The 26,995-nt window shown below is 68.8% G+C and carries 21 protein-coding genes; 13 read left to right on the forward strand and 8 right to left on the reverse strand.

Translation table 11 applies throughout. The features are described 5' to 3' along the window. Positions 1-63 precede the first annotated feature (63 nt). Both FB390_RS17180 and FB390_RS17185 read right to left on the reverse strand, forming a co-directional pair. Positions 64-1,086, reverse strand: coding sequence for an Rv2578c family radical SAM protein (locus tag FB390_RS17180; protein ID WP_141809836.1), 1,023 nt, complete (start codon positions 1,084-1,086; stop codon positions 64-66). 31 nt (positions 1,087-1,117) lie between these two features. Further along, entirely contained in the window at positions 1,118-2,122 is a 1,005-nt protein-coding gene (locus FB390_RS17185) for an NAD-dependent epimerase/dehydratase family protein (RefSeq protein WP_141809837.1), read from the reverse strand. A 254-nt stretch (positions 2,123-2,376) separates the two neighbouring features. Here FB390_RS17185 and FB390_RS17190 point away from each other — a divergent pair, with 254 nt between their 5' ends. The 6 genes from FB390_RS17190 to FB390_RS17215 all read left to right on the forward strand — a co-directional run bounded on the left by FB390_RS17190 (position 2,377) and on the right by FB390_RS17215 (position 7,819). Further along, entirely contained in the window at positions 2,377-2,703 is a 327-nt protein-coding gene (locus FB390_RS17190) for a type VII secretion target (protein WP_141809838.1), read from the forward strand. Next, entirely contained in the window at positions 2,700-4,346 is a 1,647-nt protein-coding gene (locus tag FB390_RS17195) for a hypothetical protein (protein WP_141809839.1), read from the forward strand. Before FB390_RS17190 ends, FB390_RS17195 begins: the two co-directional genes overlap by 4 nt. 191 nt (positions 4,347-4,537) lie before the next feature. After that, positions 4,538-5,128: a DUF3558 domain-containing protein gene (locus FB390_RS17200; protein WP_246124068.1), complete on the forward strand. Its 591-nt coding sequence runs from the start codon at positions 4,538-4,540 to the stop codon at positions 5,126-5,128. Between the two features lie 39 nt (positions 5,129-5,167). Continuing rightward, positions 5,168-5,641, forward strand: coding sequence for a hypothetical protein (locus FB390_RS17205; protein WP_246124069.1), 474 nt, complete (start codon positions 5,168-5,170; stop codon positions 5,639-5,641). Further along, a complete protein-coding gene (locus tag FB390_RS17210; RefSeq protein ID WP_141809840.1) occupies positions 5,638-6,792 on the forward strand; it encodes a hypothetical protein in 1,155 nt (384 codons plus the stop codon). The genes FB390_RS17205 and FB390_RS17210 overlap by 4 nt, the downstream gene beginning before the upstream one ends. A gap of 259 nt (positions 6,793-7,051) precedes the next feature. Next, positions 7,052-7,819 carry an ESX secretion-associated protein EspG gene (locus FB390_RS17215; RefSeq protein ID WP_141809841.1) on the forward strand — a complete coding sequence of 256 codons (768 nt, stop codon included), beginning with the start codon at positions 7,052-7,054 and terminating at the stop codon, positions 7,817-7,819. 97 nt (positions 7,820-7,916) lie between these two features. On the opposite strand, the gene FB390_RS17220 is transcribed toward FB390_RS17215, so the two are convergent. Next, positions 7,917-8,561 carry a TetR/AcrR family transcriptional regulator gene (locus FB390_RS17220; protein ID WP_141809842.1) on the reverse strand — a complete coding sequence of 215 codons (645 nt, stop codon included), beginning with the start codon at positions 8,559-8,561 and terminating at the stop codon, positions 7,917-7,919. 68 nt (positions 8,562-8,629) lie between these two features. After that, on the reverse strand, positions 8,630-10,669 hold the full coding sequence (locus tag FB390_RS17225) for a CocE/NonD family hydrolase (protein WP_141809843.1): 2,040 nt from the start codon (positions 10,667-10,669) through the stop codon (positions 8,630-8,632). A 303-nt stretch (positions 10,670-10,972) separates the two neighbouring features. Between FB390_RS17225 and FB390_RS17230 the strand changes: the two genes are divergently transcribed. Further along, positions 10,973-13,234 (forward strand): MMPL family transporter, encoded by a 2,262-nt coding sequence (locus FB390_RS17230; RefSeq protein ID WP_141809844.1) that lies wholly within the window; start codon positions 10,973-10,975, stop codon positions 13,232-13,234. Here FB390_RS17230 and FB390_RS17235 read toward each other — a convergent pair. The 4 genes from FB390_RS17235 to FB390_RS17250 are packed head-to-tail and all read right to left on the reverse strand — an operon-like array spanning position 13,204 to position 19,081. After that, a complete protein-coding gene (locus tag FB390_RS17235; RefSeq protein ID WP_185757063.1) occupies positions 13,204-14,391 on the reverse strand; it encodes a cytochrome P450 in 1,188 nt (395 codons plus the stop codon). The two genes, FB390_RS17230 and FB390_RS17235, sit on opposite strands and share 31 nt — an antisense overlap. Next, on the reverse strand, positions 14,388-16,313 hold the full coding sequence (gene asnB, locus FB390_RS17240) for an asparagine synthase (glutamine-hydrolyzing) (RefSeq protein ID WP_141809846.1): 1,926 nt from the start codon (positions 16,311-16,313) through the stop codon (positions 14,388-14,390). The genes FB390_RS17235 and asnB overlap by 4 nt, the downstream gene beginning before the upstream one ends. Before the next feature lies 1 nt (position 16,314). Then, positions 16,315-17,700, reverse strand: coding sequence for a wax ester/triacylglycerol synthase family O-acyltransferase (locus FB390_RS17245; protein ID WP_141809847.1), 1,386 nt, complete (start codon positions 17,698-17,700; stop codon positions 16,315-16,317). Between the two features lie 4 nt (positions 17,701-17,704). Next, positions 17,705-19,081 carry a cytochrome P450 gene (locus tag FB390_RS17250; protein WP_185757064.1) on the reverse strand — a complete coding sequence of 459 codons (1,377 nt, stop codon included), beginning with the start codon at positions 19,079-19,081 and terminating at the stop codon, positions 17,705-17,707. A gap of 281 nt (positions 19,082-19,362) precedes the next feature. Between FB390_RS17250 and FB390_RS17255 the strand changes: the two genes are divergently transcribed. From FB390_RS17255 to FB390_RS17280, 6 genes are read left to right on the forward strand one after another with little or no spacing between them, the layout of a single operon-like run. Then, the gene (locus tag FB390_RS17255) at positions 19,363-20,400 is read left to right on the forward strand and encodes a 3-oxoacyl-ACP synthase III family protein (protein ID WP_221639286.1); all 1,038 of its coding nucleotides are present in this window, start codon (positions 19,363-19,365) and stop codon (positions 20,398-20,400) included. A 6-nt stretch (positions 20,401-20,406) separates the two neighbouring features. After that, on the forward strand, positions 20,407-21,315 hold the full coding sequence (locus FB390_RS17260; RefSeq protein ID WP_141809849.1) for a beta-ketoacyl-[acyl-carrier-protein] synthase family protein: 909 nt from the start codon (positions 20,407-20,409) through the stop codon (positions 21,313-21,315). Then, positions 21,312-23,027, forward strand: a complete 1,716-nt coding sequence (locus FB390_RS17265; RefSeq protein ID WP_185757065.1) for a fatty acid CoA ligase family protein — start codon at positions 21,312-21,314, stop codon at positions 23,025-23,027. The genes FB390_RS17260 and FB390_RS17265 overlap by 4 nt, the downstream gene beginning before the upstream one ends. Continuing rightward, on the forward strand, positions 23,024-24,052 hold the full coding sequence (locus FB390_RS17270; protein ID WP_141809851.1) for an NAD-dependent epimerase/dehydratase family protein: 1,029 nt from the start codon (positions 23,024-23,026) through the stop codon (positions 24,050-24,052). Before FB390_RS17265 ends, FB390_RS17270 begins: the two co-directional genes overlap by 4 nt. Positions 24,053-24,076: 24 nt before the next feature. Beyond that, complete coding sequence (locus tag FB390_RS17275) at positions 24,077-25,471, forward strand: cytochrome P450 (RefSeq protein ID WP_141809852.1); 1,395 nt, start codon at positions 24,077-24,079, stop codon at positions 25,469-25,471. 25 nt (positions 25,472-25,496) lie between these two features. Further along, the gene (locus tag FB390_RS17280) at positions 25,497-26,987 is read left to right on the forward strand and encodes a flavin-containing monooxygenase (RefSeq protein WP_141809853.1); all 1,491 of its coding nucleotides are present in this window, start codon (positions 25,497-25,499) and stop codon (positions 26,985-26,987) included. Positions 26,988-26,995 lie beyond the last annotated feature (8 nt).

Here is a 26,995-nt window from a genome sequence, read left to right on the forward strand (position 1 = left end):
GGTATCGCCGCTGAAGCGCGGAGTCCGCCGCGGATTGATTTCCCGAGGTCGGGCGGGTCGCGGTCAGGCGAACAGCGCCAGCTGGGTGTCGGAGGCGCGCGGCGGGTCCGCGGCGGGCACTCTCGTGGCCATGGTGTCGCCGTCCCTGGTCAGACCGTGTCGCTCGAGCAGCGGCGTCACGCGCTCGCGGAGCCAGGCCGCGTACTCCGGCGTGACGTAGGCGCCGCGGCCGTACAGCTGTCGGTATTTGCGCAGCAAGGCTGGATGCGCCTCGGCCAGCCAGCCGAGGAACCAGCCGCGGGTGCTGCCGCGCAGATGCATCGGGAAGGCGACGGCCGAGGACGCGCCCGCCGCCGCGATCGCGCCGAACAGCTCGTCGAGATGCGCGCGACCGTCGGTGAGGTAGGGGATGACCGGCGCCACCATCACGTGCACCGCGAAGCCCGCGTCGGTCAGCGCGCGGACCATGTCGAGCCTGGCGCGCGGCGACGGCGTCCCGGATTCCAGGCCGCGGTGCAGTTCCTGGTCGAGGATGGCGATGGAGACGGCCAGGCTCACCGGCACCTCGCGGGCGGCCAGCGTCAGCAGCGGGAGGTCCCTGCGCAGCAAGGTGCCCTTGGTGAGGATGGAGAACGGCGTGCCGGAATCGGTCAGCGCGCGAATGATGCCGGGCATCAACCGATATCGGCCCTCGGCGCGCTGGTACGGATCGGTGTTGGTGCCGAGCGCCACCGGGTCCCGGTGCCAGGATTTGCGGCCGAGCTCCTTGCGCAGCACCGCGGCGATGTTGGTCTTCACCACGATCTGCGCGTCGAAGTCCCGGCCCGCGTCGAGGTCCAGATATTCGTGGGTGGGGCGGGCGAAGCAGTAGCGGCAGGCGTGCGAGCACCCGCGCATCGGGTTGATCGTCCACTGGAAGGGCAGATTCGAATTCTCGGGCATCTTGTTCAGCGCGCTCTTGCAGAGCACTTCGTGGAACGTGATGCCCTCGAATTCCGGTGTTTGTACGGTGCGAACGAACCCCGCCCGGCTCAGGCCGGGCAGTGCGCCGTCGTCGGCGTCCAGGGTCTGGTTCTGCCACCGCACACATTCAGTCGAACATGTGTTCTAGGGCGTGTCAAGCGATGTGGCGCGTCTCGGTCGCGTCGAACGCGGTCGTGTCCGCGAAGAAGGTGACCAGGTCGCGCACGGTGTCGTCGATCGGGCGCGGCCGGTAGCTCAGTTCGCGTTCGGCCTTGCCGTGGTCCACCATCGGCGCCGAGACCAGCGCGCCGAGCGCGGCCCTCGACAGAATGTCGGTTCCCAGCATCTTGCCGATCGGCTCGAGCACCGGGATCAGTCCGCCGACCAGCTTGGGCGGGATGGTGAACTTCGGTCCCTTCTTGCCGCCGTGGGTCGCGGCCATCCGGCACAGGTCGAGCATCGAGATCATCGAGCCGCCGAGCAGGTAGTTCTCGCCGGTCCGGCCCTTCTCGCCGGCCAGGATCAGGCCGTGCGCCACATCGCGCACGTCGACCAGGTCGAAGCCGCCGCCGATCATCGCGGGCACCCGGCCCTGGGCCGCGTCGCGCAGCGTGCGGTTGATGCGGGAGAGAGGAGTGCTGTGGTCGACGGGCCCGAACACGCCCGTCGGGTTGCACAGGACGGCATCGAGGCCCTTGTCGACGACCTTGCGCAGCTCGACCTCGCCCGCCCACTTGGAGCGGTCGTAGACCGGGAGCGCCTGGTCGGTGGAGCGCACGGAGCTCTCATCGATGCGGCCGCCGCAGCTGTACTGGTCGAAGGCGTGGATGGAGCTGGCGTGCACCATCCGGCGCGCGCCGACCTCGAGGGCGGCCTCGGCCACCACCCGCACACCCTCGGTGTTGACCTTCCAGGCCAGATCGTTCTTCTCGGCCAGGGTGATCACGGCGACCAGGTGGTACACCAGCTCCGCGCCCGCCAGCGCCTCCCGCATCGACGCGGGGTCGAGCACGTTCCCCGAGACCCAGGTGAGGTTCGGATGCACCGACTGCTCCGGGGTCACCCGGTCGATGGCGGTGACCTCGTGTCCCATATCGACGAGCAGGCGGAGCAGATTCGTGCCAAGGTAGCCGGCGGCGCCGGTCACTGCGACCTTCATGGCCGATACAATATAGAACTTGTTCTAATTTGCAACACGTTGCAGTTCTGTCCGGCGCGCCGCGCCTCGTCCCTCTTCGCCCCCGCCACGGTCTCGAAAGTTGCCGGTGACGTCGGCTATATTGAGCCCAACCGCAGCGGCTTCGCCGTTCGGACGGCCGAGCTGTCCGGGGGCACAGTCGTTTCGGACAGGGAGACGTTCGACAACGCTATGTGCACGACACAGATGTTCACGACGAATTGGGGGGCAACTCGATGAGTGATCTCTCGGTGGAGACCGAAGCGGTCCGGGCATTCGCCACGGAGAACGCCGGGATCGCCGCGCAGGTTTCCTCGGCAAGTTTCGACGGAGCGGCTCAGGTGGCCGCGCTCACGCCGGTGTTCGGGCTGATCGGCGCCGACTACCTGCTGAGCTTCGCGGCCGCGCAGGTGCTGCAGGCCAAAGACATCAACGACTTGTCGGCCAAGTACGCCGACCTGTCGTTCAAGGCGTTCAACGCCGCCTCGCTCTACGAGGGCACCGATACTGGCAACGCCGGTGCGCTCAATGTTCAGGCCGGCGAGATCGGGGGCGGAGCATGAAGCCGCTCGATCCCTCGCCCACGGGCCTGATCGCCCCGTCCGAGCCCGCTCTCGACTCGCTCGACCACGCCGCCGCGGGCGCGAATCAGGCGGCCGCCGTGGCGATTCCCACCGATCAAGCCCTTCTCGATCTGCCGCTGCCGCAGCTGCCGGAGGACATTCCGCCCATCGAGGCGCCGGAATTCGTGCTGTCGCAGAAGGTGAGCGAGGACGCGCCCACGCACGGCGCGCTGCCCGCCGGACTGCCCGGCCTCGGTGGCGCGCCCGCGCCGGAGGCCCAGGACATCCTCGGTGGCATGCCCACGGACGTGGAGAATCTGCTCGCCGGTGCGAACACCGCGATCAGCCACGCCGCCACACAGGTGCAGGACGCGGCGAACAACCTCATCGGTCAGACGGGCGGATTGCTCGGCGGCGCGTTGGGCGGCGACCCGTCGGGCGCGGCGACGCCCGCTGCGGCCGCGACCCCGCAGTTGCCCACCCTGCCCGAGTTGCCCGCCGATCCGATCGGCGCGCTGATGAACGGCCTGCAGATTCCGGCGCTGCCGGGCGTCGACCTGCTGTTCAAGCCGATCCTTGATCTGCTCGGCAGCTTCGGCACCGGCGTGCTCGGCGCGCTCGACCCGACCGCGATTCTGAGCCAGTCCTCGAAGATCATCGAGACGGCGATGCAGATCGGCAAGGGCAGTCTGGCCACCGTCGAGCAGGTTTGGGAGGGGCAGGCCTCGCGCCAGGCGCAGATCGCCGGGCAGGAAGCCAACCAGCAGGGGCAGGAGACCAGCCAGCGCGGCTTCGACATCTCCGAACTCACCCAGCGCGCCGCGGCCGTGGTGCAGCAGGGCAATGCCCAATTACTGGGCATCGCAGGGTCTTTCGCCACGCAGGCGACCGCGATGGCGCCGGTCATCCTGACCCCGCCCGGCCAGGCCGCGCTGATCGCCAGCGCGACAGAACATCTCGGGCAGGCCGTCTCGGTGGTGAACATGACCCGCGGCGATCTGGCGGGCAAGACCGCCGAGCTGAACGGCGTCGTCTCGCAGCTGCTCGGGCAGAGCGGGTTGCCCTCGGCGCAGGAGGTGGCGCAGGCGGCAGCCCAGAACATCGGCGAGCCGCTGCTGGCGCAGGCGCAGGATGCCGCGACGCAAGCGGCGAGCGCCAGCCCGAGCAGTGGTCTCAACACGTCGACCTCGACGATCCCGTCCTCGCTGAACAGCACCGGCACCGCGGGTACGCCCGGCTCGCCGAGCGGTCTACTCGGCCCGCTGGGTCGACCGGGCGGTCCCGGTCCCGGTCCCGGCGGCCCCGGACCGGGCTACTCCGGACTGCCGAGCACCCCGGGTCTGCCCGGCGGGGCGGTCCCCGCCGTTCGCCCGATCGGCATGCCCGGCGCGACGCTGCCGACCGGTCTCGGCGCGGCGACGACGCCCGCGGGCACCGGCAGCTCGTTCATGGGCGGCGCGCCGGGTGCTGCGGGCGCCCGCCAGTCCGACGACGACGAGCACTCGCGCAATGTGCAGCCGTACCAGAGCCGCACCGGCAACGACGATCTCACCGGACCACTCGGTGAGTCGACGCCGGACGTCATCGGCGCGACACACACCGACGAACTGCTCAGCTCGGACTACGAGCAGGATCAGTTCTGAGGATTCGCAAGGGGTTTCGCGACGGCGCCCTTCTCCGGATTCGGGTGAGGGCGCCGTTGTCAGTTCTCCTTCGGCGGGCGCGGCCCGGTGAAATCCGCATCTCGCGAGTGTTCGCGCGCCGATGGTAGTCTCAGCCGCAGTTGGCTGGGGGCGGAGAAGCCGGTCCACCCCGTGACGCCGAGGGTCCGGCGGTGAAGGTGCCGATGACGAGCAAGTCGAATGCGTGGCGGGTGGGGGTTCTCGCCCTCGGGGCCGCGTTCGTGCTGGTGGGGTGTGGGTCGTCGGTGGGCGGGGATGCGAATCCGTCTGGGAGTGCTACTGCGACCAATGTTGGGACGGGAGTAGCGGCGGATGTGCCGTCCGGGTTCAAGCCGTGTGAGGATATTCCGCAGAGCGTGCTGGACTCGGAGAAGCTGCGTATGAAGATTCCCGCCGACTCGAATGCGTCCGGTGGAATAAAGTGGCGCGGCTGTCAGTGGGTGCAGTCGGGGGGTGGCTATGGCGCTACCATCCAAACTACGAACATCACGCTCGAGATGGTGCGTGACAGGAAGTTTCGAGATACCCAGGAGTTCACCCTCGACGGGCGTAGAGCGATATCGACTCGTCAGATCGAGGACCGCCCGGAAACGACGTGCACCCTGAACACGGAGATGCAGGGAGGCAGTCTCGAGATCAGCCTGACGAACCCGTCTACCGCCACAACAGCGCACCTTGACACCTGTGAGCTGACTCGTGCGTTGGCTCAGAAGATTGTGCCGGCCATTCCCGCGGGCGCATGACAATGGCAGCATCTATTCGCTCACTGGGGAGGGAGTTGTATGAGTGACGATCAGACGCCACGTCCTATGGCGAACTTGCTGAGCGCGGTACGCGACGGCTCTGTGTCCGTCGAGATGAAGCCCGAAGAGTTCATCTATATCGATCGTGACTGCGAATATTTCAAGGACTGCATCCGGCAGATCCAGACGATCATGGACCAAGTCTCACGGCAGGATGGCTGGGGCCTGGGGGAGAAGAACGACGAGATGGTCTCCGCGCAAACACTTGTCGATCGATTCAAGAAGAAGGCTCGCGGCGCCGAGGACGGTAACGCCGTCTACGAGATAATGAACCATCACTTCCGCATCGTCGAAGACATTCAGGAGACGCATCGCATCGCACGTGAACGAATGATGCAGGCCGACAGCGATTTTGCCGCTGAGTTCACTCGCTTGAACGAGACCTTGCCGGAACGTCCCCCGGTTCAGTTGCCCGCTGGCCCCTACTTGCTGCCGGATGGGACCGGCAAATGAGCGGCTACGAGGGGACGCGTATCCCAATCGGTGGAGAGCATCCGGACCGATGGGAGCATCCGGATATCAACAATGCTTTCGAACCTCTGGACACCACCGAGGCAGTGAACCAAGCGCAGAAGTACTGGCAGGTACACCAACTCTGGGATCAGGGGTTGCAGACCTTTGCTCGCTCGATCCAGAATTCGATCTCTCAGGCATGGTCGGGGCCAGCAGCAGAGCAAGCCAAGCTGCGCATCGACGGTTATGCAAAGGACGCGGAGAAGCTGACACCGGCTATCGCGGAAATGTACAGCCGAGTGCGTGACGCCGCTGCCTCGATCGTCAAGACCAAGAACGCATTACCCGACCCGGTCATCGTGACGTGGACGTCGTGGGCTTGGCCTCCGCATCGGTGGGATCTGCAACGGGAGCAGTCTCAGCAGGCGCAAGAGGCACGTGCGGTGATGGGCACGCACTATGTGACTCCATTCAGTGAGGCGGACGGCAAGATCCCGGTGCTGCCTACACCGATCACCCCGACTTCCTCGCTGGACATTTCGCCCCCACCACCCGGCGGCTACCTCAACGGGCCCGGCCCCGGCCCGGGCGGCCCCGGACCGGGGCCAGGTTCCGGCGTACCGGGCGACACCGACGGCGACGGCGTGCCCGACACCCCGGTCGAGGAGCCGACGGAAGAGGAAACCCCCGAGGACACCACCACCGACGACACCTCGACGAACTCGACGAGCACGACAACGACGCCCACCACCCAAACTCCGACGTCGACAACCCCGGCCGGTCTCAACCCGACCGACCCGAACCGCACGGTGCCAAGCGGCCTCCCCTCCGGCCCCGGATCGCCCGGCGGCCCGGGACCCGGCACCCCGGGCGTCCCCACACCACCCGGCATGGGCCGCAGCATCCAGGGTGTGCCGACGACACCGGGCACCCAAAGCCCGGTGGGCGGTTTGGCGGCGGCCAGCAACGGCAACACGCGCGGCATGGCCGGTATGCCGGGTATGGGCGCGCCCGGTGCACGCGGCGGCGGCAAGGACGACGAAGAGCACAAACTGCCGGAATACCTTGTAACGCAGGAGAACACCGACGAGTTGCTCGGCGAGATCCCGAAGACGATCCCGGGCGGCGTCATCGGTGGCGACGGCGACTGACACCGGCGGTCGGCCGGTCTGGTTCGGACGTCGCGGAATATGCGTCGAAAGGGCGAGGCATAGGGCGGTACGCGACAGCGGAACGATGTTCGGTGCAGGGGCATGATGGGCTGTCCGCTCGGCCCCCGCACCGAGCTCCGCGTACTGAGGCCGGCTGTTGGGCGCGTATTGAGCTCCACCTGTCGAGCTCGCCGAGCTGGCTTGCATGGTGACGAGGCGTGCGGGACGCCGCGGGCCGATCGTGAGATGAGGGTTGTGAATGGGTGAATGGTCGTGGGAGACAGATGATTTCGCGGCGCTGTGGTTGGGGGACGCGCATGATCGGATTCCGAGTCCGTTGCGCCATCTCAGCCGCTTCGCCTTTCGTGACGAGTTCGCCGCGCACCGTGAGGCGGTCCGGCGGCGGTATTCCGCCGACGAACTCGACGAGATCCGCGCCGCGCTGCATACGCTGGGCGCGTCCGAGCTCCGGATCGAAATCCTCGGTGGGAGTTGCAAACACCGCGCGAGCACCGGGCGCGAGGACCTGCGCGAGTACCGGATCATCGGCGCTCGCGCCGGGCATCGTGCCGTCACGTTGAGCCAGTACGGCACCGAGAGCGAGCACGGCCCGATCCGGCTGCGCGCCTTCGATGCGGACCAGCTGCCCGCCCGTCTGACTCAGTCGATCCCCGGTTGCGCGCCCGGTTCCGAGAAGCCCGCCACTTTCCACCCCGACGAATTGAGCCCCCGCCGCGACGGCTACCTCCAGGACAACGCCCGCAACACTCCGCGCGAACGCTACCAACGCCTTCTCGGCCGTCCCGCCGACGGCGGCGGCTCGGCCGTCCTGCTGACGGGACCTTTGCACGCAAAAACCAAGCCTCGCAATGCCGTGCAGTGGTACGACATCTCCGGCGACGGTCGCTACACCGAACTCCGCGGCCCCCACATCACCGTCCGCCCCACCACCCCCGCCGACCTGACCACCCAGTTCGCCGCCTGGATCACCCGCGCCCTCGACCACCTCCGCGCCGACGACATCTGACCATTTCTCTCCCGTCGATAGGGAAATGGTTCTGACGGTAGAGAAATGGCGGTTCGACACGCCGCCGCGGCAACCATTTCTCTCCCGTCGATCTCGCTTACCGGCCCAGCCCCTCCAGCACCGAGGTCAGTACCGTGTGGGCGCTGTCGACGACGCTGTCGAGCGGTTGGCGGTAGTCCTCCAGCACCCACTGCTGAGCGATGGTGAGCACGGCGCCGACCAGTCCGGTGGCGATGGTGCGCAACAGCGGTCGCGGCACGGAATCGATGTCGACCATCGGGGTGGCCAGCTCCAGGAAGGTGTCCACGAAAGACCCTGTGACCCTGCGATAGTCCGCGTCCACGGCGGGGCTGATGCCGAGTATTTCGAAGAACGCGATCCGAGCGATTCTCGGGTCTTCGGCGATGCCGCGGAAGAAGCCGGTCAACGAGCCGTGCACGGCGGCGCTGACGGTGCCCGGAGACATCACGGCTCCGTCGACGATGTACCCGCGCAACCGATCGGTGGCCACGGTGTACGCGGCGAGCAGCAAACCCTCACTGCCGTCGAACGATTCGTAGAAGTAGCGTTTCCCGACGCCCGCCCGCGCGCAGACGGCGTCGATGGTGGTGTTGCGATAGCCCCGGGTGCCGAATTCCTCGATCGCGGCGTCGACGAGCCTGGCGCGACGCTGCTGTTGACGTTGTTCGGGCCCGGCGCCCCGGTATTTGCGGCCGGGGGCGCCGAGCTCGGAAACGGTCACGTCACCATGGTGGCATCGCGGTCGGGGTGAGACAAACCATGCCGGGCGCGGCGCTCGCCACGCGCGGCTCACCAGCCGGGATCGCCCTCGACCGGGATGTTGACCCAGCTCGGTTCGTTGGGATCCAGCACGAGATGCTGTGGCCGCAGGCCACTCTCGTTCAGCAGCGGGCGCAGCGGGATGCTGCTGGGGAAGTTGCTCGCGAAGATGTCGATGCGCAGCCGATGGCCGGGCTGCAGCACACCGTCCGTGGCGAACAGCCCGATGTCGAGCACGGTCGGCTGACCGGGGACGACGGGTTCGCGACTGGCCAGGGTCAGGATCGGGTACGGATCGGTGTAGTCGCCGTTGGGTGAGCGGGTGGAGGCGGCCTCGTCCACCGCGCGCAACGAGGCGGTGCGCTGTCCTGTCGTCCACACCGTCGAACGGCCGTCCGGCGCGACGTCGTTCAGGGTCACCGTCCAGTAGCCGTCCGTGGCGTCGAGCACGGTGTTCAGGTGGACGGCGAGCGGGCCGGAGATCTGAGTCGGCCGGTTCACCGGCGCCGTCGTGAAGGTCAGCGCGTTCACCTCGCTGATCCGCGCGTCTTCGGCGCAGATGTCGAGCGCCGAGATGATGCCCGCGGTCCCGTGCGCGGCGTCGCGCGAGCACAGGGTGGCGAGTCCCGGCGCGATCGTCAGCCGGGCGGGTCCGCCCGGCGCCGCGGTCAGGGAGCCGTCGCCCGCGGCGGTCGGCGCGGTGCCGGAGGGGGCCGCGTTCAGATACAGCCGCCGGTACTCCATGCCGGGACGCGGGAAGGACGGGCTGTCGCTCCATCCGCCGCCCTGCTGCCACGACGTCACCTGGTCGTAGCCGTCGATGCCGTTGTCGATTCCCTTGAGCCACTTGTCGAACCACGCGCGCTGCAGCACGTCCAGCGACGGCGGTGCGCCGGGCAGGCCCAGGCCGGCGCCGGTGGTGATGTGGTAGGTATCGCCCATCACCAGCTTCTTCTCGCTGTCGGGTACGTCGATGGCGTTGTACACCCGGGGCGAGGAGTAGGCGAAGATGTCGTGCCAGCCGCCGTAGATGAAGGTCGGCGTCCGAATCCGCTCCGGATGCCCGACCCACGCGGTCCGCAGATCGCTCTCGTCGTCGAGCACCGCGAGCATTTCCGGCGGGATCTGGTCGATGCTCGGCGTGGCCAGTGCGGCGATGACGACGTTGAAGAAGGTGAACGGGTCACGGAGGCGGTCCGCGAGCCAGGTCCAGTCGAACCGGCCGGTCAGCATCGAGAGCACGTCGGGCAGCAACTTCGAGGCATTGACCGCGAGGAGCCATTCGGGAATGAAACCGATGCCCATCGCGCCGCCGGGCGCCGCGACGTCGCGGATGAGGTCGCTGCCCGGGACGACCGGGAAGATCGCTTGCAGCGCGGCCGGTCTGCGCTCGGCGGTGTGCAGCTGGTTGACGGCGGAGTAGGAGATTCCGCTCATGCCGATCCGTCCGTTGGACCACGGCTGGCTTGCCGCCCAGTCCACGACCTCGGCGCCGTCCTGCTGCTCGCGATGGCCGAAGACCTGCCAAACACCTTGCGAGAAACCGGTTCCGCGCACATCGACGACGACCTGCGTGTAGCCGCTCTGGATGAGCCTGCGGTCCACGCCGAAGGTCCGGGCGGCGCCGCCGGGCAGTGCGCGCATCAGGTCGCTGAGCCCGCTCATCCCGAAGGCGGAGAAATCGAGACCGCGCAGCACATGCATCAACGGGTCACCGAACCCGGGTATCGCCAGCGCGGAATCAGCAAGATTCGCAACGAGTTTCGTGTAAGGCGTCAGATTGACGACGGTCGGCGTCGGTTCCTGGATCGGCTGACCCGTCGCGTCGGCGGGGTGGTAGACGTTCGCCTTCAGCACCGTGCCGTCACTCATGGTGATCGGCACATCCCATTCGATGAAGACGTTCGGATACTGGGGTGGCGCATTGTGGGTGGCGATGAACTGGGCGTCGAGCCCGGCGCGCGTGGGCGTGGACTCGGCCGACGGCGCGGACACCAGCCCACCTGCCATCACGAGGAATACGGACAGTGCTGCGGCCGCCGCAGCGATCGGACCCCGACGTCTGATCATGCCTTGCAAACCCTCCCAATGAGGAACTACTCCGTTCCCGTAAGTGACGCAACGGTAACCTACGCCACGAAATCGCGCCAGCATGACCGGACTCACATCGGGTCGCGCGCCGTTCGTCTCCTCGAACAAGATCGGCGGCGAATGTTCTCCCGACGATGCAGTGACACTCGATCGCCCTGCTACGTACGGTGATTCACCGGCCCACGCTCGGACGAGCGATCTCTTGGGCCGGGAAGGGCGCGGTGCGATGGTTGGCGTTTCGGACCCGGGACTTGACGCCCGATGAGCCTCGATGCACCCGAAATGACTTCGGCCGCAGCATCTTCGGCGCACAACGGTCCGTTGTCGCGCTGGACGCGGCGGCTGACGAGCCATCCGCGCGCGGTGATCGCGGTGTGGTTGGTCGTTCTCGCGTTGTGCGGTGCGGGCTACCCGGTGCTCGAATCGCGAGTGCAGGCACCGGATCTCACCGTGGACGGCGCCGAATCGGTCGAGGTGCAGCGCCTGATCGCCGAGCACTTTCCGGGTCTGCGGGCCGAACAGGCGCTGCTGGTCTTCGATTCCGACACCGCGAGCGTCGACACCGCCGAATATCGCGCCCAGATCGAGCGGACACGGCACGCCGTCGCATCGATCGGCGGCGTGACGCTGCTCGCCGCTCCCGACAGTGCCCGGCAACTGATCTCGGCCGACAACCGCACCGCCCTGGCCGTCGTCGCCATCGACGGCGACCAGTCCCACCGCGTCGCCGTCTCCGCCGACGTGCAGAACGCGCTGTCCGCGCTGCCCGGTCGTGACGTGATCCGTGTCGACCTCACCGGCTACACCGCGATCCAGAACGACGTGATCATCGCCGAACAAGCCGATGCGCGCCGCGCCGAATCACTCGGCATGCCGGTGGCTTTCGTGCTCCTGGTCGTCTCGCTCGGTGCGGTGGCCGCGGCGTTGCTGCCGATCCTCATGGCCGTCGCCGGGCTGCTGACGTGTACCGGCGTGCTGTTGCTCGCCGATACCGTGACGTCCGTCGACCCGCTGATGCTGTCCATCGCCACCATGATCGGTCTCGGCGTCGGCATCGACTACGCCCTGTTCGTGGTGAGCAGGTTTCGCGAGGAGCTGTCGGCGCGCGGGGTCACCTCCCGGTCCGACACCGACGCGATCCGCGTCGCCGTGACCACGACCATGGCCACCACGGGCGGCATGGTCCTGGCGTCCGGCTCGGTCGTGATCGTGTCGCTGGCTGCGCTGCTGGTGGTGCCCGCCGGGGTCTTTCGCGGCATAGTGCTCGGTGTCGGCGTGGCGGTGGCGACGGCCATGCTCGCCGCCGTGACCCTGCTGCCCGCGGTGCTCACCGTGCTGGGCCCCGCCGTGAACCGCTGGCGCGTGCGCGGCCGTGGCGTCGACTCCGACGACAGCGCCGCCGCCCGCCGGTGGACGCGTCGCGTGATGCGCAGGCCGGTCCTCTTCGGCCTGGCCGCCGCGAGCCTGCTCGTCGTGGCAGTGCTGCCGCTGACCGGCCTGCGCACCGGCTTCGACCTGGGCATCGCGTCGCTGACCGACTACCCCTCCGGGATCGCGGCCCGCACGGTCGCGGAGAAATTCCCGTCCGGCATGCTTTCGCCGATGGAGTTCGTCGTCACCGGCTCCGACGGCGGGACGCTGAGTCCCGACGCGGCGAGGGCGGTGCAGGGCTTCGCCGCCGAGCTGCGCGCCGATCCGCGCGTCGCCGCTGTGCTGACGCAGAGTTCCGATGGCCGCCTCCATTCGACCGTCGTGACGCGCACACTGATCGACTCGGCCGCGGGCTCGGATCTGGTCGCCGAACTCGATGCGCGGGCGCGCTCTTTCGCCGCCTCGACGCCGGGTGTGCGGGTCAGCTCGGGCGGCGCGCCCGCCGGTCTGCTCGAGATCAGCGACGCGATCCGCGACGCCTACCTGTTGGTCGTCGTGATCACGGTGCTGTGCGCCCTCGCGTTGCTGCTGGTCGTCTTCCGCAGCGTCGCCGTGCCGGTCAAGGCGGTCGCGGTCAACCTGCTCGCCACGGCGGCCGCGCTCGGCATCACCGTCGCGGTGTTCCAATGGGGCTGGGGAGAAATCCTTTTCGACTTCACGAGTCCCGGTTTCGTCCAAGTCGTGATGCCGCTGATCGTGTTCGTGATCCTGTTCGGCCTCTCGATGGACTACGAGGTGTTCGTCATCCGCCGGATCAGGGAGAACTGGGATTCGGCCGTGGCGCGCGGCGCGACCGACCCGGCCGCGGCCAACCGCGACGCGGTCGCCGACGGGATCGGCGCCACCGCCAAACCGGTCGCCGTCGCCGCGGCGATCATGGTCGTGGTGTTCGCCAGCTTCCTCACCGCGAGCACCCTGGAACTGAAACAGCTCGGCTTCGCCTTGGCGGTCGCGGTTCTGCTCGACGTGGTCGTCGTGCGAATGGTACTGGTACCGGCCACCCTGCGGTTGCTCGGCCGCTGGAACTGGTGGTTGCCCGCCCTGCGCCGGCGCAAGCGGACGTCTCAGCGCAAGCGGATGTCTCAACGCAAGCGGATGTCGAGCCTGCGGTAGAGCGGGACGAACGCGTTGACGCGGTAGCGGCGGCGGGTGATCTCCCAGGGACGGCCCGCAGCGAGCAGCGTCTCCAGGAAACGGGTGAGCTGCGCGTGGGTGAGCGCGGCGCCCAGGCAGAAGTGCTTGCCGCCGCCGAACCACAGCTGCCGCGTCCGCGCGACATAACCCAGGTCGAGGTCGAACCGGCCGACGGAATTGTCGATGTACCAAGTCATCACCTTGACCCGGTCACCGTGGCGCAACCGCCTGCCGCCGAGTTCGACATCGCCGATCACGCCGCGCCCGACGACCGGCATCGAGCTCGTCACCCGCAGTCCCTCCCGGATCGCCTCGGGGATCAAACCCGCGTCGGCAAGCAGCCGGTGTTGGTCGCCGGTGTCGTGCAGGAGCGCGACCAGCCGCCCGAGGGTGCTGGCCAGCGTGACGGTCCCCGCCACCACGAGCAACACGGTGAATCCGCGGGTCTGCTCGAGTGTCAGACCGAGGTCGCGGCAGCGTCCGATGACGGTGCCCGAGCTGGCCGAGTCGTAAACGTGCTCGACGTTCGCGCCGATCAGCGCCGCCAGCTCGCGGCCCTTGAGCCGGTTGCGCGGCGGAACGACGGTGGTCGCCCAATTGCCCTTGCCGAGGTCGGCCAGGCGCTCCATGGCCGCGAACAACTCCAAATAAGGTGTGTCGTGGTGAGTTTCGCGCGGCAGACCGGCCACGTCGACCATCGTGCGCGCCGTGAACACCCGGCCGAACTCGGCGATGTCGACCGTCCGGCCCGCGACCAGATCGGTGCGCAGGCGCTCGAGCTGCGCGCCGGTCGCGTCCTCGACGAGCTGCTCGGAAGCCGGCTTGCCGAAGAGATCGCCGAGGCCGGCGCGCAACCGCTGGTGCTCGGGGCCTTCGAAACGTTCGGCGCCGAATTCGCCGAGCATCTGCGACCACCAGTGTCCGGACGCGCCGTCCGTCGCGATGCTGAAATGCTCACTGTCCCGGTGGACTTGGCGCGCGAGTTCCGGATCCGACACCACCCAGCCGAATTTCGGTACCTTGCGGAGCGGTCGGGTGGCGGCCCCGAGCGGCGCGAGCAGCGCCAGGCCCGGCTGGGCGGCGGCGTGCAGGGCGAGTTCGTGCCATTCGGCGGCACTCGGCAGTGTCACGGTCATGCGTGTGCTCCGGTGATCGCGTCGGCGGTGAAGCGGTCGCCGCTGAACTGGTCGACCACGAGATGGGTGCACAGGATCGCCATCGCCGCCCATTCGGCCGTGACGCCGTCCCAGGTGCCGGGCCGGTCCACGGCCGTGCGCCAGATCCGTTCCGTCGCTGCGGGATCGAAGAGTCCGTAGCGACGCGCCGCGGCACGGGAGAGGTGGTCGGCGGCCAGCTGCGCGCCCGGCCCGCTGAGGTACCAGGGGGCGATCGGCGTCATGAACGGCTTCTTGCGCCGCCGCACGATCCGCTTGGGCAGCAGATCGGCCATCGCCCGTTTGAGCACGTATTTCTCGGTGCCCAGACGCAGCAGCATGCGGGGGTGAAGCTCGGCACAGACGTCGAGGACGTCGCGGTCGAGGAACGGCACCCGCACCTCGAGACCGTGCGCCATGCCGAGCCGGTCGGAGATGGGCAGCACCCAGTGCGGCAGGCGGGTGTGGAACTCGAAATGCATTTGGCGGTGCAGCGTGCTGTGCTCGGGCGGGCGCGGCAGCGCCGACGGCTCGGGCAGGTCGGCGAGCACGGCGGGCCGCGCGGTGCCGGACAGCGCGCTCCACAGGTAGACCCACGGCGGCATCTGTCCGTACCGTTCGGCGTCACTCCTACTGCGAGACGAGATCTCGACGAGGTGGCGGTCGATGCCGCTCGGCGCGCCGATCCATTTCGTCGCCTGCCGCCACACCAGCGGTCGCAGCGCGTCCAGCCGCAGGTCGGTCAACCGCGAACTCAACCGCATCAACCGGTAGAAGTCGTATCCGGCGAGCAATTCGTCCGAGCCGTCGCCACTCATCGCCACCTTCAACCCTTGATCTCGGGCGAGCGCGGTCAGGTCGAGGAAGGGGGAGGCGACGCCGCCATACCAGAACGGAGATTCGAAGTGCCACATGCTCTTCGGCAGCAGCTCGCAGACGCGCGCGCCCGTCGTCTCCGCTTCCACGTTCGGGACACCCAGCGACCGCGCGACCAGTCGCGACATCTCCGTCTCGTCGTGGATCGCGCCGGACAGCCGCACGCTGAGCGTGGTCAGCGGTGCGTCGCAACGCCGGGCGGCGACGGCGGCGATGGCGGAGGAGTCGAGTCCGCCGCTGAGCGCGATGCCCGCTGCCACCTCGTCGGGCACCCGCTTGGCGACCGCGGCGGTGAATCGCTCGTCGAACGCCTCGATCGCCGCGTGCCCGGTGAGCAGCGGCGCGTCGGGATCCTCGCGCTCGAAGACGCGGAAATAGCGCCTGGCGCGGATGCCGTCGCGGTCCGCGGTGAGGACGGTGCCCGGTTCCAGATCGCGCACGTCACGCCAGAACGTGCCCGGCGCGATCGTGTGGCCGTAGAACAGGCAGTCGCTCAGACCCTGCGGGTCGATGTCGGGCGTACAGGCGCCGGAGGCGAAGATGCCCTTGATCTCCGACGCGAAGGTCAGGCGGGTGCCGCGCAGGTGGTAGAACAGCGGTTTGACCCCGACACGGTCGCGGGCCAGCGTCAGGCGCCGCCGGAGGGCATCCCAGATCGCGATGCCGAAATCGCCGTCCAGGTGTTCGACGAAACCGTCACCGTACTCCTCGTACAGGTGCGGGACGACCTCGGCGTCGCTGTCGCTGCGGAACCGGTGCCCGCGCGCCGCGAGGGAGCGGCGCAACGCCTTGTGGTTGTAGATCTCGCCGTTGAGCAGCGCACGGATCGAACCGCTCTCGTCGGCGGTCGGCTGCGCGCCGTGCCGCACGTCCACGATGGACAGGCGCTGGAACCCCAGCGCGGCGTGCCGGTCGTGCCAGCTGGCGTGGTCGTCGGGGCCGCGGTGGCGCAGCACCGCGCACATCGCGGCGAGCGGGCCGGGGTCGACCGGCGCTTCGAAGTCGACGATGCCGCAGACCGCGCACATCTCAGGACTGCCCGACCGCGGTCGCGGGCGCGAGTAGCCCGTCCAGTTCGGCGAGGGCCGCGTCCACGGCGGCGGTCAGGTGCTCGATCGGCGGCAGCTTGTCGGCCGCGCCGAGCACACCGAGGAACAGCTCGTCTCGGTAACCGAAGCAGGTGAAGTTCAGCGAATTGCCGTGCATCAGAAGCGATATCGGATACATCGCGTCGAGCCGAGCACCGTCCCAGAACAGCGTCTCCCGTGGGCCGGGGATATTGGAGATGCCCATCGGATGCGAGGACGGGGCCGAGCGGATACCGAGCAGCAGCGCGAAGACCCACGGGAAGGTGGTCGCCAGGCCGTATCCGATGACCGCGCCGGGCGACATCGCGCCCATGTGCCGCTTGGCGGCGTCGATCGCGTCCTTGACGGCGGCGAGGCGGCGCACCGGATCCTCGATGTCGGTCGCCAGCGCCGTGAACATCAGTCCCGCGCGGGTGCCGACCCGCTGGTCACCGTCGCGCAAATCGGTCGGCACACCGGCGGTGAGCGGGCGCTCGGGCAGTTCGGCGTGGTCGGTGAGGTAGTTACGCAGCGCCGTGGCGACCAGATACAGCACCAGATCGTTGACGGTGCAGTCCGCGGCGCGCGCCAGCCGTTTGATCTCGCTCAGCCGGTAGCGGCGCAGCGAGAGGTCGCGCGCGCCGGTGATCGGACCGTCGAGGACGGAGGGCGGTTGCCGGTAGGTCTGCTGCGCGGTCGCCCGCCCCGCCTTGCGCCGCAGTGCATCCCGCGCCGCAGCGGCGACCCCGGCCAGTACCGCGAGGAATCCGCGCACCGCCGTGAACAGCGAACGGATCCGGCTCACGCGCGCCGGATCGCCGGTCTCGGGTCCGATGGTGAAGAAGGGTGGCAGGTCGCGCGCCCCGGCGTCCGCGGACAAGCCCCCGGTGATGACGCGCACCAGCGAAACGCCGTCCAGCAGACTGTGATGCGTCTTCAACACCGCCGCGAAGCGATCCGCGGACTGTCCCGTCACGAAATGCAGTTCCCAGGGCGGCTTGCCCAGGTCCAGCTGCTCGCGGTGTATGCGCGTCACTAGCTCGACCAGCTCGTCGCGGCCCGCGCCCGCGGGCAGCGACCACTGCCTGATGTGGTCGACCGGGTCGATTTCCTCGATTTCCCGTACCAGCGCGAGGGATTCGGCGAGGCGACCGCGCACCGGCGCCAGGTTCCACGGCGGCGGTACGGTGAACGGGGCCGCGTACCGTGCCCGCCAGCGGCGCACGAATCCCTCGGCATCGCCGTCGGGACAGTGGAATTCCATCAGGAACGCCACGTGCATCGGCATTTCCGGCGACTCCAGCGACAACCAGGTCGCATCGGTGGCCGACAATCGCTTGATCGCCATACCCCTATCCTTCGAACTCTCGGTCCGCCGGCCGTGGTGCGAGGTCGAGCCGCAGGCCGACGGGGATTACGGCGAAATGGAACCGGTCGTCGGGCGGTGGCACGCCCTCCGGAATCCGGAAATCGAATGTGCGGCAAGCCATCGCGGCCACGCTCTTGACCTCGAGCATCGCCAGTCCGCGCCCCGGGCAGAACCGCGGCCCCGACCCGAACGGGATCGAGACGTCGGGGCGGTGCGCCCGGCCGTCGGCGCCGCGCAGCCACCGTTCGGGGTCGAACCGCTGCGGATCGGCGAAATTCTCCTCCTGCAGGCCCGGATACCGCACGTCGACCAGCACCCAGGTGCCCGCGGGCAGCGCGATGTCGCGCAGCACGGTGTCGTGCACGGCCTCCATGAGCAGCAGGGGAGTGGTGGGTTGCAGCCGCATCGACTCGGCGACAACGGCTTCCAGATATGGCTGACGCTCCAGCGTCGACGGAATCCTGGCGATCTCCTCCCGGATGCGTTCCTGCGCTTCGGGTTCGGCGGCCAGGTGGTAGAGCAGCCACGCCGCGGCGTTGCTCGTGGTGTCCTGTCCGGCGATCAGGATCGTCAGCGCCTCGGCGAACAGCTCGTCGTCGGTGAACGATTCCCCGCCGTCGCTGGCGAGCAGGAACGCCTCGATGAAGTTGGTCGGTTGCTCCGGCGCCGCGGTGCGCGCGCGGGCGATGACCGCGTTCACCTCGGCGCGCAGCGCGTCCAGCGCCCGGTCCAGCGCGTGGTCGGCGGGCAGCTTGACGTAGCGCCAGTACGGGAACGGAATGTTCAAGCGGCGGTTGATCATCGGGAAGACGTGTTCGAGGTGCCGCTGGATGACGTCGCCGGACTGCTCGAGGGTGTTGATGTCGTAGTCGAAGGTCAGCTTGGCGGTCACGTCCACGGTGTAGCGGGTCAGGTCGGCGCGCACGTCCTCGGGTGGGGCCGCGAGCCAACGCCGTCGCAGCCGCTCGGTGATCTGCTCCAGCGTGGTGTGGAACCGGGTGAGATGGGCGGCGTTGAACGCGGGCATGGCCAGCCGCCTGCGCCGCCGCCACGCCTCGCCCTCGGAGGAGAACAGTCCGTTGGACCCCATCTCGCTCATGATCGACTCGATCGAGGACTGGCGCCGGTAGGTTCCGGGGCGCTGCCGCAGGACCTCCTTGCCGATCTCGGGATCGCCGACCACGACCAACCGCCTGCCCGGCATGCTCAACCGGTAGACGGGACCGTATTCCGCGCACCAGCTGTCGAGTTGCCGGTGCAGCCGCGTCGGGGTCAGTTGCGGGAGGTTGCCCAGCACCGGCCAGCCGTCTGGGCCGGGCAGATCGAGAAGCGACATCGGCGCGCGGAGCGGGACGGACACCGGTCCGAGCCTAATCACGAATCGAGCGCTCTGCGCAATCGAAATCCAGAATTCATCGCCGGAGACGATGCGCGCGCCGAACATTTGTCACGAAGGAGCAAGGCGCACACATCGATTGGTGATCCCCCTCACTGACCGGCGGCGCAAGTGGACTGCTGTCGCGGTCTGGTCGTAGTGTCGCAACCATCCGGTCGAGCCCGGGTTTCTTTGGCCCCCTTGCTTTATCAGCGTCGCGTCGCTCCATTTCCCGTGGGAGCCGCGGCCATCGGAGGAAATCTCGTATGAACCGCTCTCGAATACGCGCGCTCGGGGCCGCTCTCCCCGCCGGAGAATTCACCACCGACGAAGTGCTGAATCGCATGTCGAGCGGCGGCGAGTTCGACGTCGAACGCATTACCGGTATCGCACACCGGCATATGGTCGACCGCACCGAGGAGGACACCCTGACCCTGGGCGTCGCCGCGGCGCTCGACTGCCTGGCGGGCTCCGGATACGACCCCGCGGATCTGGACGTGATCATCTGCGGCGGCACCACCGTGCACGACGGATTCCGCATGGTGTTCGAGCCGTCCGCCGCGGGGGAGATCGCCCGGCGCATCGGCGCGGTCAACGCCACCGGCTACGACGTCGCCAATGCCTGCGGCGGCACCATGACCGGTATCTATCTGCTGGACAACCTGATTCGTGCCGGAGTCGTCCGGACCGGCATGGTGGTGACCCCCGAGGTCATCTCGCCGGTCACCGAGGGCGCGCTCGCCGAGGCGGTGGACGCGCGCGACCCGCAGTTCGCGGCGCTGACCCTGGCCGACGCGGCCGTCGCCGTGGTGCTCGACCGCGCCGTCGACGACGCCGAGGCCGTCCACTACATCGACATGATCACCTGCGCGGAATACTCCGGCCTGTGCATCGCGAAACCCAGCGACAGCACCGAGAACATGATCATGCTGACCGACAACCTCACCATGCAGGCCGCACCGCGGCGCGAGACCTGGGCGAAATTCCATCGCGACGTGCTCGCCAAGAAAGGAACGACATTCGCCGAGGAGAATTTCGACTACATCGTCTTCCATCAGCTCGGTGTCGGGTTCACGGAGAAACTCGCGGAGTCGGGTAGCAAGATCCACGGCGCACCTATGCCGCCGCGGCTCGCGTGCGTCGAAAAGTATGGGAATACCGGAGCGAGTACGCATTTCCTGGTGCTGCGCGACTACCTGTCGCGCGGCCTGATTCCGGCGGGTTCGAAGATCTGTTTCGTGCCGACGGCGTCGGGAATGGTGTTCGGAGTGTTGTCGGCGACCATCGGTGAGTTGGTGAAGTAGATCGTGGTGACCATTCTGCGCAATTCGGCGGTGAGCGAGGACCCGGCGTTGGGCTCGATCGACCACGCGGTCGCGGCGGCGCGCGAGTGCCTTGCCGGGGCGGGCCTGTCGGCGGCGGACGTGGACGTGCTGATGAACGTCGGCGTGTACCGGGACGCAAACATCGTGGAGCCGTCCAACGCAGCGCTGATCCAACGCGAGCTCGGCATGCACCTCGACTACGAACCCGGCTCCGCACGGCCCGGTTTCTCGCTCGACCTGCGCAACGGCGCGTGCGGCGTGCTGAACGCGCTCCAGGCCGCGAACGCGTTGCTGGCCAACGGAACCGCCGAGCACGTCCTCATCGTCGGCAGCGACGCCCACCCCGGCGGCCGGGCGGACGCGACCGACTTCCCCTATGCCACGGTGGGCGGTGCCTTTCTGGTGACGAAGGGCATCGACGCCACGACCGGGCTCGGCGCGGTGCACTTGCAGGCCGCCCCGCGGCCGGACGGCGCGCATCCCGGCGTCGCGGGCTATCTCGACCTGAAGGCGATGGGCCGCGACGGCGCGCGCACGATCACCGTCGAGGTCGCCGACGATTTCACCGAGCGCGTCATCGGCGTCGCGCGCACGGCGGTGCGAAACTACCTCGCGAATCACCCTGAGGCCGCGGCGGATTCGACGGTGCTGGTCACCAACGATCCCGCGCCGGACTTCGCGGCCACGCTGGCCGCCGACTTCGGTTTCGCGCGCCACCACCAGGCCGACACCGGGTCGCGGAACGCCGGAAGCTCCGGTCTCATCATCGCCTACCACCAGCTGATTCGCTCCGGCGCCGTGCGCGAGGGCGACCAGCTGCTGCTCGTCGCGGGCGGATCGGGGCCGACGGCGGGCTGTGTCGGCTACCGGGTGCCCGTCGGCGGTGCCGGGTGAGGCGGGCGACCGGATACGCGGACCCGAGCGTCCTGCTCGAGCGCCGGATCGCGCAACGGGCCGACCAGCCCGCCATCAGCTACCCGACCCGCGCGGACGCGGCGAAGGCCGACCGGGGCGCCGACCTGGGATTCGCGACCATGACCTACGCCGAGCTGGGGCGGCGCGTCCGCTCCTACGCGGCGGGCTTCGTGCGGATCGGAATCACCAAGGGCGTCAAAGTCATTGTGCTCGTGCGCCCCGATCCGGACCTGTTCGCGGTGCTGTTCGCGCTGTTCCGGGTCGGCGCGGTGCCGGTGGTGGTGGATCCCGGCATGGGTGTGCGCCGCATGCTGCACTGCTTCCACAGCGTCGGCGCGGAAGCCTTCATCGGGATCCCCGAAGCGCACCTGGTGCGGCTGGCCGCTCGGCGCACATTCGGCTCGATTCGGGTGCACGTCACGGCGGGGCGGTCGTTCTGGGGCGGCCACAGTCTGACCGAGCTGCGCGACGAGCCGGAAACACTTGCCGCCGAACATGCTCCGGACGACCTGTTCATGATCGCGTTCACCACCGGAAGCACCGGACCGGCCAAGGGCGTCGAGTTCACGAGATCGGGTTTCGCCGCCGCCCTCGATGTCGTCGCCGAACTGCACGGCCGCCCGAACGGTTTCGTCTCGCTCACCTCGGTTCCCCTGTTCGGCCTCTTCGATCTGCTGCAAGGTGCGCACGTCGTGCTCGGCCCGGTCGACCCGGTGCGCGTATCGAAGGCGAATCCCGCGCTGCTCACGGACGTGGCGCGGTCCTTCGGCGCCACCGACCTCACGGCCTCGCCCGCCCTGCTGGCCCGGCTCGGTGCGCATTTCGCCGAAACCGGCGAGCGACTGCCCGGCATCGCGCGGGTCATCTCCATGGGCGCACCGGCCAATCTGGTTGCGCTGGAGCGCATCCGCTCCGCGCTCGGTGACGAGGCGAGAATCTTCACCACCTATGGCGCGACCGAGGCGCTGCCGCTGACGACCTTGGAATGGTCCGAGCTGGACCGGACGCGCGCCGCCACCGCCGAGGGCGCGGGTGTATGCGTCGGCCGCCCACTGCCGGAAGACAGCGGCGCGACCCTGGTCCGGATCATCGGCGTCACCGACGAGCCCATCGCCGACTGGCGCGCGGACCTCGTGCTGCCCGCCGGCCGGATCGGTGAGATCGTCGCGAGCGGACCGCAGGTCAGCCGCGCCTACCATCGCAATCCCGCCGCCGATGCGCGGCACAAGATCGACGAGCGGCTGCCCGACGGCAGTGTCCGGCGCTGGCACCGCACGGGCGACCTGGCGCGCGTAGACGAATCGGGCCGCCTGTGGTTCTGCGGGCGGCTCTCCCAGCGCGTGCGGACCGCAGACGGTGACCTGTACACCGTCCGGTGCGAGCAGATCTTCAACACGCACCCGGACGTCGCCAGGACCGCACTGGTCGGCGTCGGCGCGCCGGGTGAACAGATCCCGGTGCTGTGCTTCGAGCCCGCCGCGGATCTCACCCCCGCCGAGCTCACGCGGGTGCGGCGCGAACTGTGGACCCTCGCTCAGCGCAACGCGGAGACAAGGCGCATCCGAACCTTTCTGCCGCACAGCGAGTTTCCCGTCGACATCCGGCACAACGCGAAGATCGGGCGGGAGCGGCTCGCCCGGTGGGCCGCGGATCGGCTCGGCTTCCCGCGAACGAAAGGAACGGACCGATGAAGGTTCTCGTCACCGGCGCGACCGGATTCCTCGGCAGCCACATCGTCGATGCCGCCACCGGCGCGGGCGACGAGGTGCGGGCGCTGGTCCGCGCGGGCAGCGACCTCGGCTACCTGTCGGGCGTGCCGGGCCTCGACACCGCCGTCGGCGATCTCGGCGATTTGGATTCGCTGCGGGCGGCCTGCCGGGACGTGGACGTCGTCTATCACAGCGCGGGGCTCGTTTCGGAAGTCGGTGCGCGGGAGCAGTTCTGGCGAGCGAACGTCGAGGGCACCCGCAACCTGATCGCCGCCGCTCGCGACGCGGGCGTTTCCCGGTTCGTGTACGTCAGCAGCCCGTCGGTGGCCACCTCGTATGAGACCGACCGCTTCGGCATCGACGAGTCCGAACCCTACGTCGACGCGCCCAAGAGCCTTTATGTCGCGACGAAGGTGGTGGCCGAGCAGTACGTGCTCGCGGCCGACTCGTCCGGCTTCACCACGTGCGCGTTGCGTCCCAGGATGATCTGGGGCCCGCGCTCGGCCGGATGGATGAGCCTGCTGCTGCGCAAGCTGAAAAGCGGTCGGCTGCCCGATCTTTCGGGAGGACGCCGGGTCATGGCGTCCATCACCTACTGCGAGCACGCGGCGGCCGCCTGTCTGCAAGCCGCCCGTTCTCCCGCGGTCGCCGGAAACGCCTATTTCCTGGCGGATCCCGAGGACATCGACCTGTGGGAGTTCGTCCGCGACCTGGCCGTCGCGCTCGATCTGACTCCGCCGACCCGCACCGTGCCCGGACCCGTGCTGGACGCGGCGATCGCCGTCTTCGACACCATCTGGCGGCTACCCGCCGTCAAGGAGCGGTGGGCGCCGCCGCTGTCGAGCTGGACCACGGCGGCGCTCACCGTCTCCAGCACCTACGACACCTCGGCCGCCCGTAAAGATTTCGACTACAACCCAACCGTCTCCCGCGACGAGGGCCTGGCGCGCTACGTCGAGTGGGTGCGCTCGGTCGGCGGCGTCGACGCCGTGCTGGCGCGCGGCTGAACGGATTACGAGGAGGTCGGTCTCGTGACATCACTGCTGTCCACCGTGCGGGGACGCCGCGCGGGCGTCGAGTCCACGGTGCCCACCGCGCCCGGCGCGCTGCCGTTTCTGGGGCACTGGCACCGTTTCGGCAGCACACCGCACCGGTTCCTGTCCACACTGTCGGCCCATGGACCGGTGGTGCGCGTCGGAATCCCGGGTTACGAAACGTATGTCGTCACCGAACCGGAGCTGATCAGGGAGGCGTTCACCGGGCTGTCGGATCAGGGCTCGATGATCGAGCGCGCCGAATTGCTGCTCGGTGGCGGCGTCACCGTCGTCTCCGGTGCGACACACCGGCGTTCCCGCAGGCTCATCGCACCCGCGTTCGCCAAGGCGCGAATCGCCCAGTACGCCACCGTGATGACGGCGATGGGCCGGGCGCGGGCCGACCAGTGGCGTGACGGCGCGATGCTCGCGGTGAACGAGGAGATGCACGACCTCGCGCTGCGCACCGTGGCGGGCGCGCTGTTCTCCGGTGAACTCGGCGAGATCACCGCGCGGCGCGTGCACCGGCTGTTGCCCGAGGTCATGACGCTGCTCGCGCGCCGCGTCACCCGGCCCGCGTGGCTGGACCGGCTGCCCACCCGAGGCAACCGCCGCTTCGTCGCGCTCGTCGACCAGCTCAAGGACGCCACCGCCGACATCATCGCGGCGTACCGCGCCGACCTCGCCGCCGACCCGGCCATCGACCACGGCGACCTGCTCGACACGTTGATCCGGGCCCGCGACGAGGACGGCGCTCCGCTCAGCGACAAGCACGTGCACGACGAACTGGTGAACTTCCTCGTCGGCGGCACCGAGGCCATCGGCATGACCGCCACCTGGCTGCTCTACGAACTGGCGCGCAATCCGGAGATCGAGCGCGCCCTGCACGCCGAACTCGACGAGGTGCTCGGCGGGCGACCCGCCGAGTTCGCCGACCTGCCCCGGTTGGACCTGACCAAGCGGCTCGTGCTGGAGACGCTGCGCCGCTACTCGCCGTGGCTCACCGTGCGGCACGTGCCCGCCGGCTATGAGCTCGGCGGGTACCCGCTGCCCGAGGGAGCGATGCTGTTCGTCTGCCCGATCGCGGTGCATCGCGATCCGGAAGTGCACGCCGACCCGGACCGGTTCGACCCCGATCGCTGGCTGCCCGAGGCGACGGCCGGGATGTCGCGCGGCGCGCACATCCCGTTCGGCATGGGCGCGCGGCAGTGTCCCGGCAACGTGTTCGCGCTGACCCAGGTGGCGTTGCAGATCGCCACCTTGTGCGGGCGCTGGCGGCTGCGGCTGGAGCCGGGATTCACGGCCCGCGAGACCGTCATCGGCGCGCTGGTCCATCCGAAGAGCCTGCCGATGCGAGTCGAAGCTCGTCGCGTGCCAGGTGCCGAAGGATGACAGGCGCCGATCGGAAGGGTGTGCGATGAGCGAAGTCCCCGAACGTTGTGAAGTCGCGGTGATCGGTTCCGGATTCAGCGGGCTCGGCGTGGCGATCAACCTGAAGCGTTGCGGCATCGAGGATTTCGTGATCCTCGAACGCGCGGAGTCGGTCGGTGGCACCTGGCGCGACAACGTGTATCCGGGATGCGCCGTCGATGTGCCGTCGGTGCTGTACTCGTACTCCTTCTTTCCCGGTGACTGGTCGCGGCTGTTCGCGACCCAACCCGAGCTGCGCGCCTACACCGAATCGGTGGTCGACGCCTTCGACCTACGACGCCACGTGCGGCGCGAAAGCGAGGTCGTCGGCGCCGAGTTCGACGAGAGCGAGCACCGGTGGCGGGTGCGGTCGGCCGACGGGCGCGTGATCAGCGCGCGCGCCGTCGTCATGGGGTACTTCTCGCTGCACGTGCCGTTCGTTCCGGATGTCCCTGGCCGGGAACTGTTCCGGGGCGTCCAGATGCACTCCGGCTCTTGGCATTCCGGCTTCCAGCCGGAAGGAAAGCGGATCGCCGTCGTCGGTTCGGGCGCGAGCGCCGTGCAGATCGTGCCCGCGCTGGCGCGAGCGGGTGCGCAGGTGGTGTCGTTCCAGCGCAGTCCGGCGTGGGTGCTGCCGCGCGGGGATCGCGCGATACCGGGACCGGTGCGGACCGTGTTGCGCGAATTCCCGCCCGCGCGATTGGCGTTGCGCGGCATGGTGTTCTCGCTGCTCGAACTGGTGCACCTGGCGGAGTTCCATCCCCGCTTGCTGCCGGTCTTCGAGCAGGTCTGCCTGCGCGCACTGCGCAGGCAGGTGCCCGATCCGCGCATCCGGGAGAAGCTGCGGCCGGACTACCGATTCGGGTGCAAGCGGCCGATGGTCTCCGACGAGTACTACGCGGCCTTCGCCCGCGACGACGTCGACCTGGTGACGGAGAAGATCGTCGACCTGACCCCGTCCGGTGTGCGCACCGCCGACGGAGTCGTCCACGAGGTCGACGCGATCGTGTGGGCCACCGGCTACCACGTCCAGGACTCGATCCCACGCTTCCCGGACTTCCGCACGGCCGCCTTCTCGCTGCGAGAAAGCTACGAGCGCAATGGTTTCGCGGCCTATCGCGGCATCGCTTTCGCGGGTCTGCCGAACCTGTTCTGCGTCACCGGTCCCAATACCGCGTTGCCGCACACCTCTCAGTTCCAGGCCATCGAACCCACCACGCGACTCATCGCCCGCACCATCGCCCACATGCGGGAGCGCGCTGTCACCCGCTACACACCGACCGACGCCGCCCAGCATCGCTTCGTGGCCCACTGTCGCCGCGTCCTCGCCGACCGCGTCTGGACCATCGGCGGCTGCACCAGTTACTTCGTCACGCCCACCGGGACCAACACTCTTACCTGGCCCGGAAGCACCCGTAGCGTCCGTCGCGACCGTCGTCACATCCGCCCCGAGGATTGGGACCGCCGCCCGGCCACCGCCGAATCGAGCACGGCCTGAACAGGATT

Source organism: Nocardia bhagyanarayanae (assembly GCF_006716565.1).
Lineage (GTDB): Bacteria > Actinomycetota > Actinomycetes > Mycobacteriales > Mycobacteriaceae > Nocardia > Nocardia bhagyanarayanae.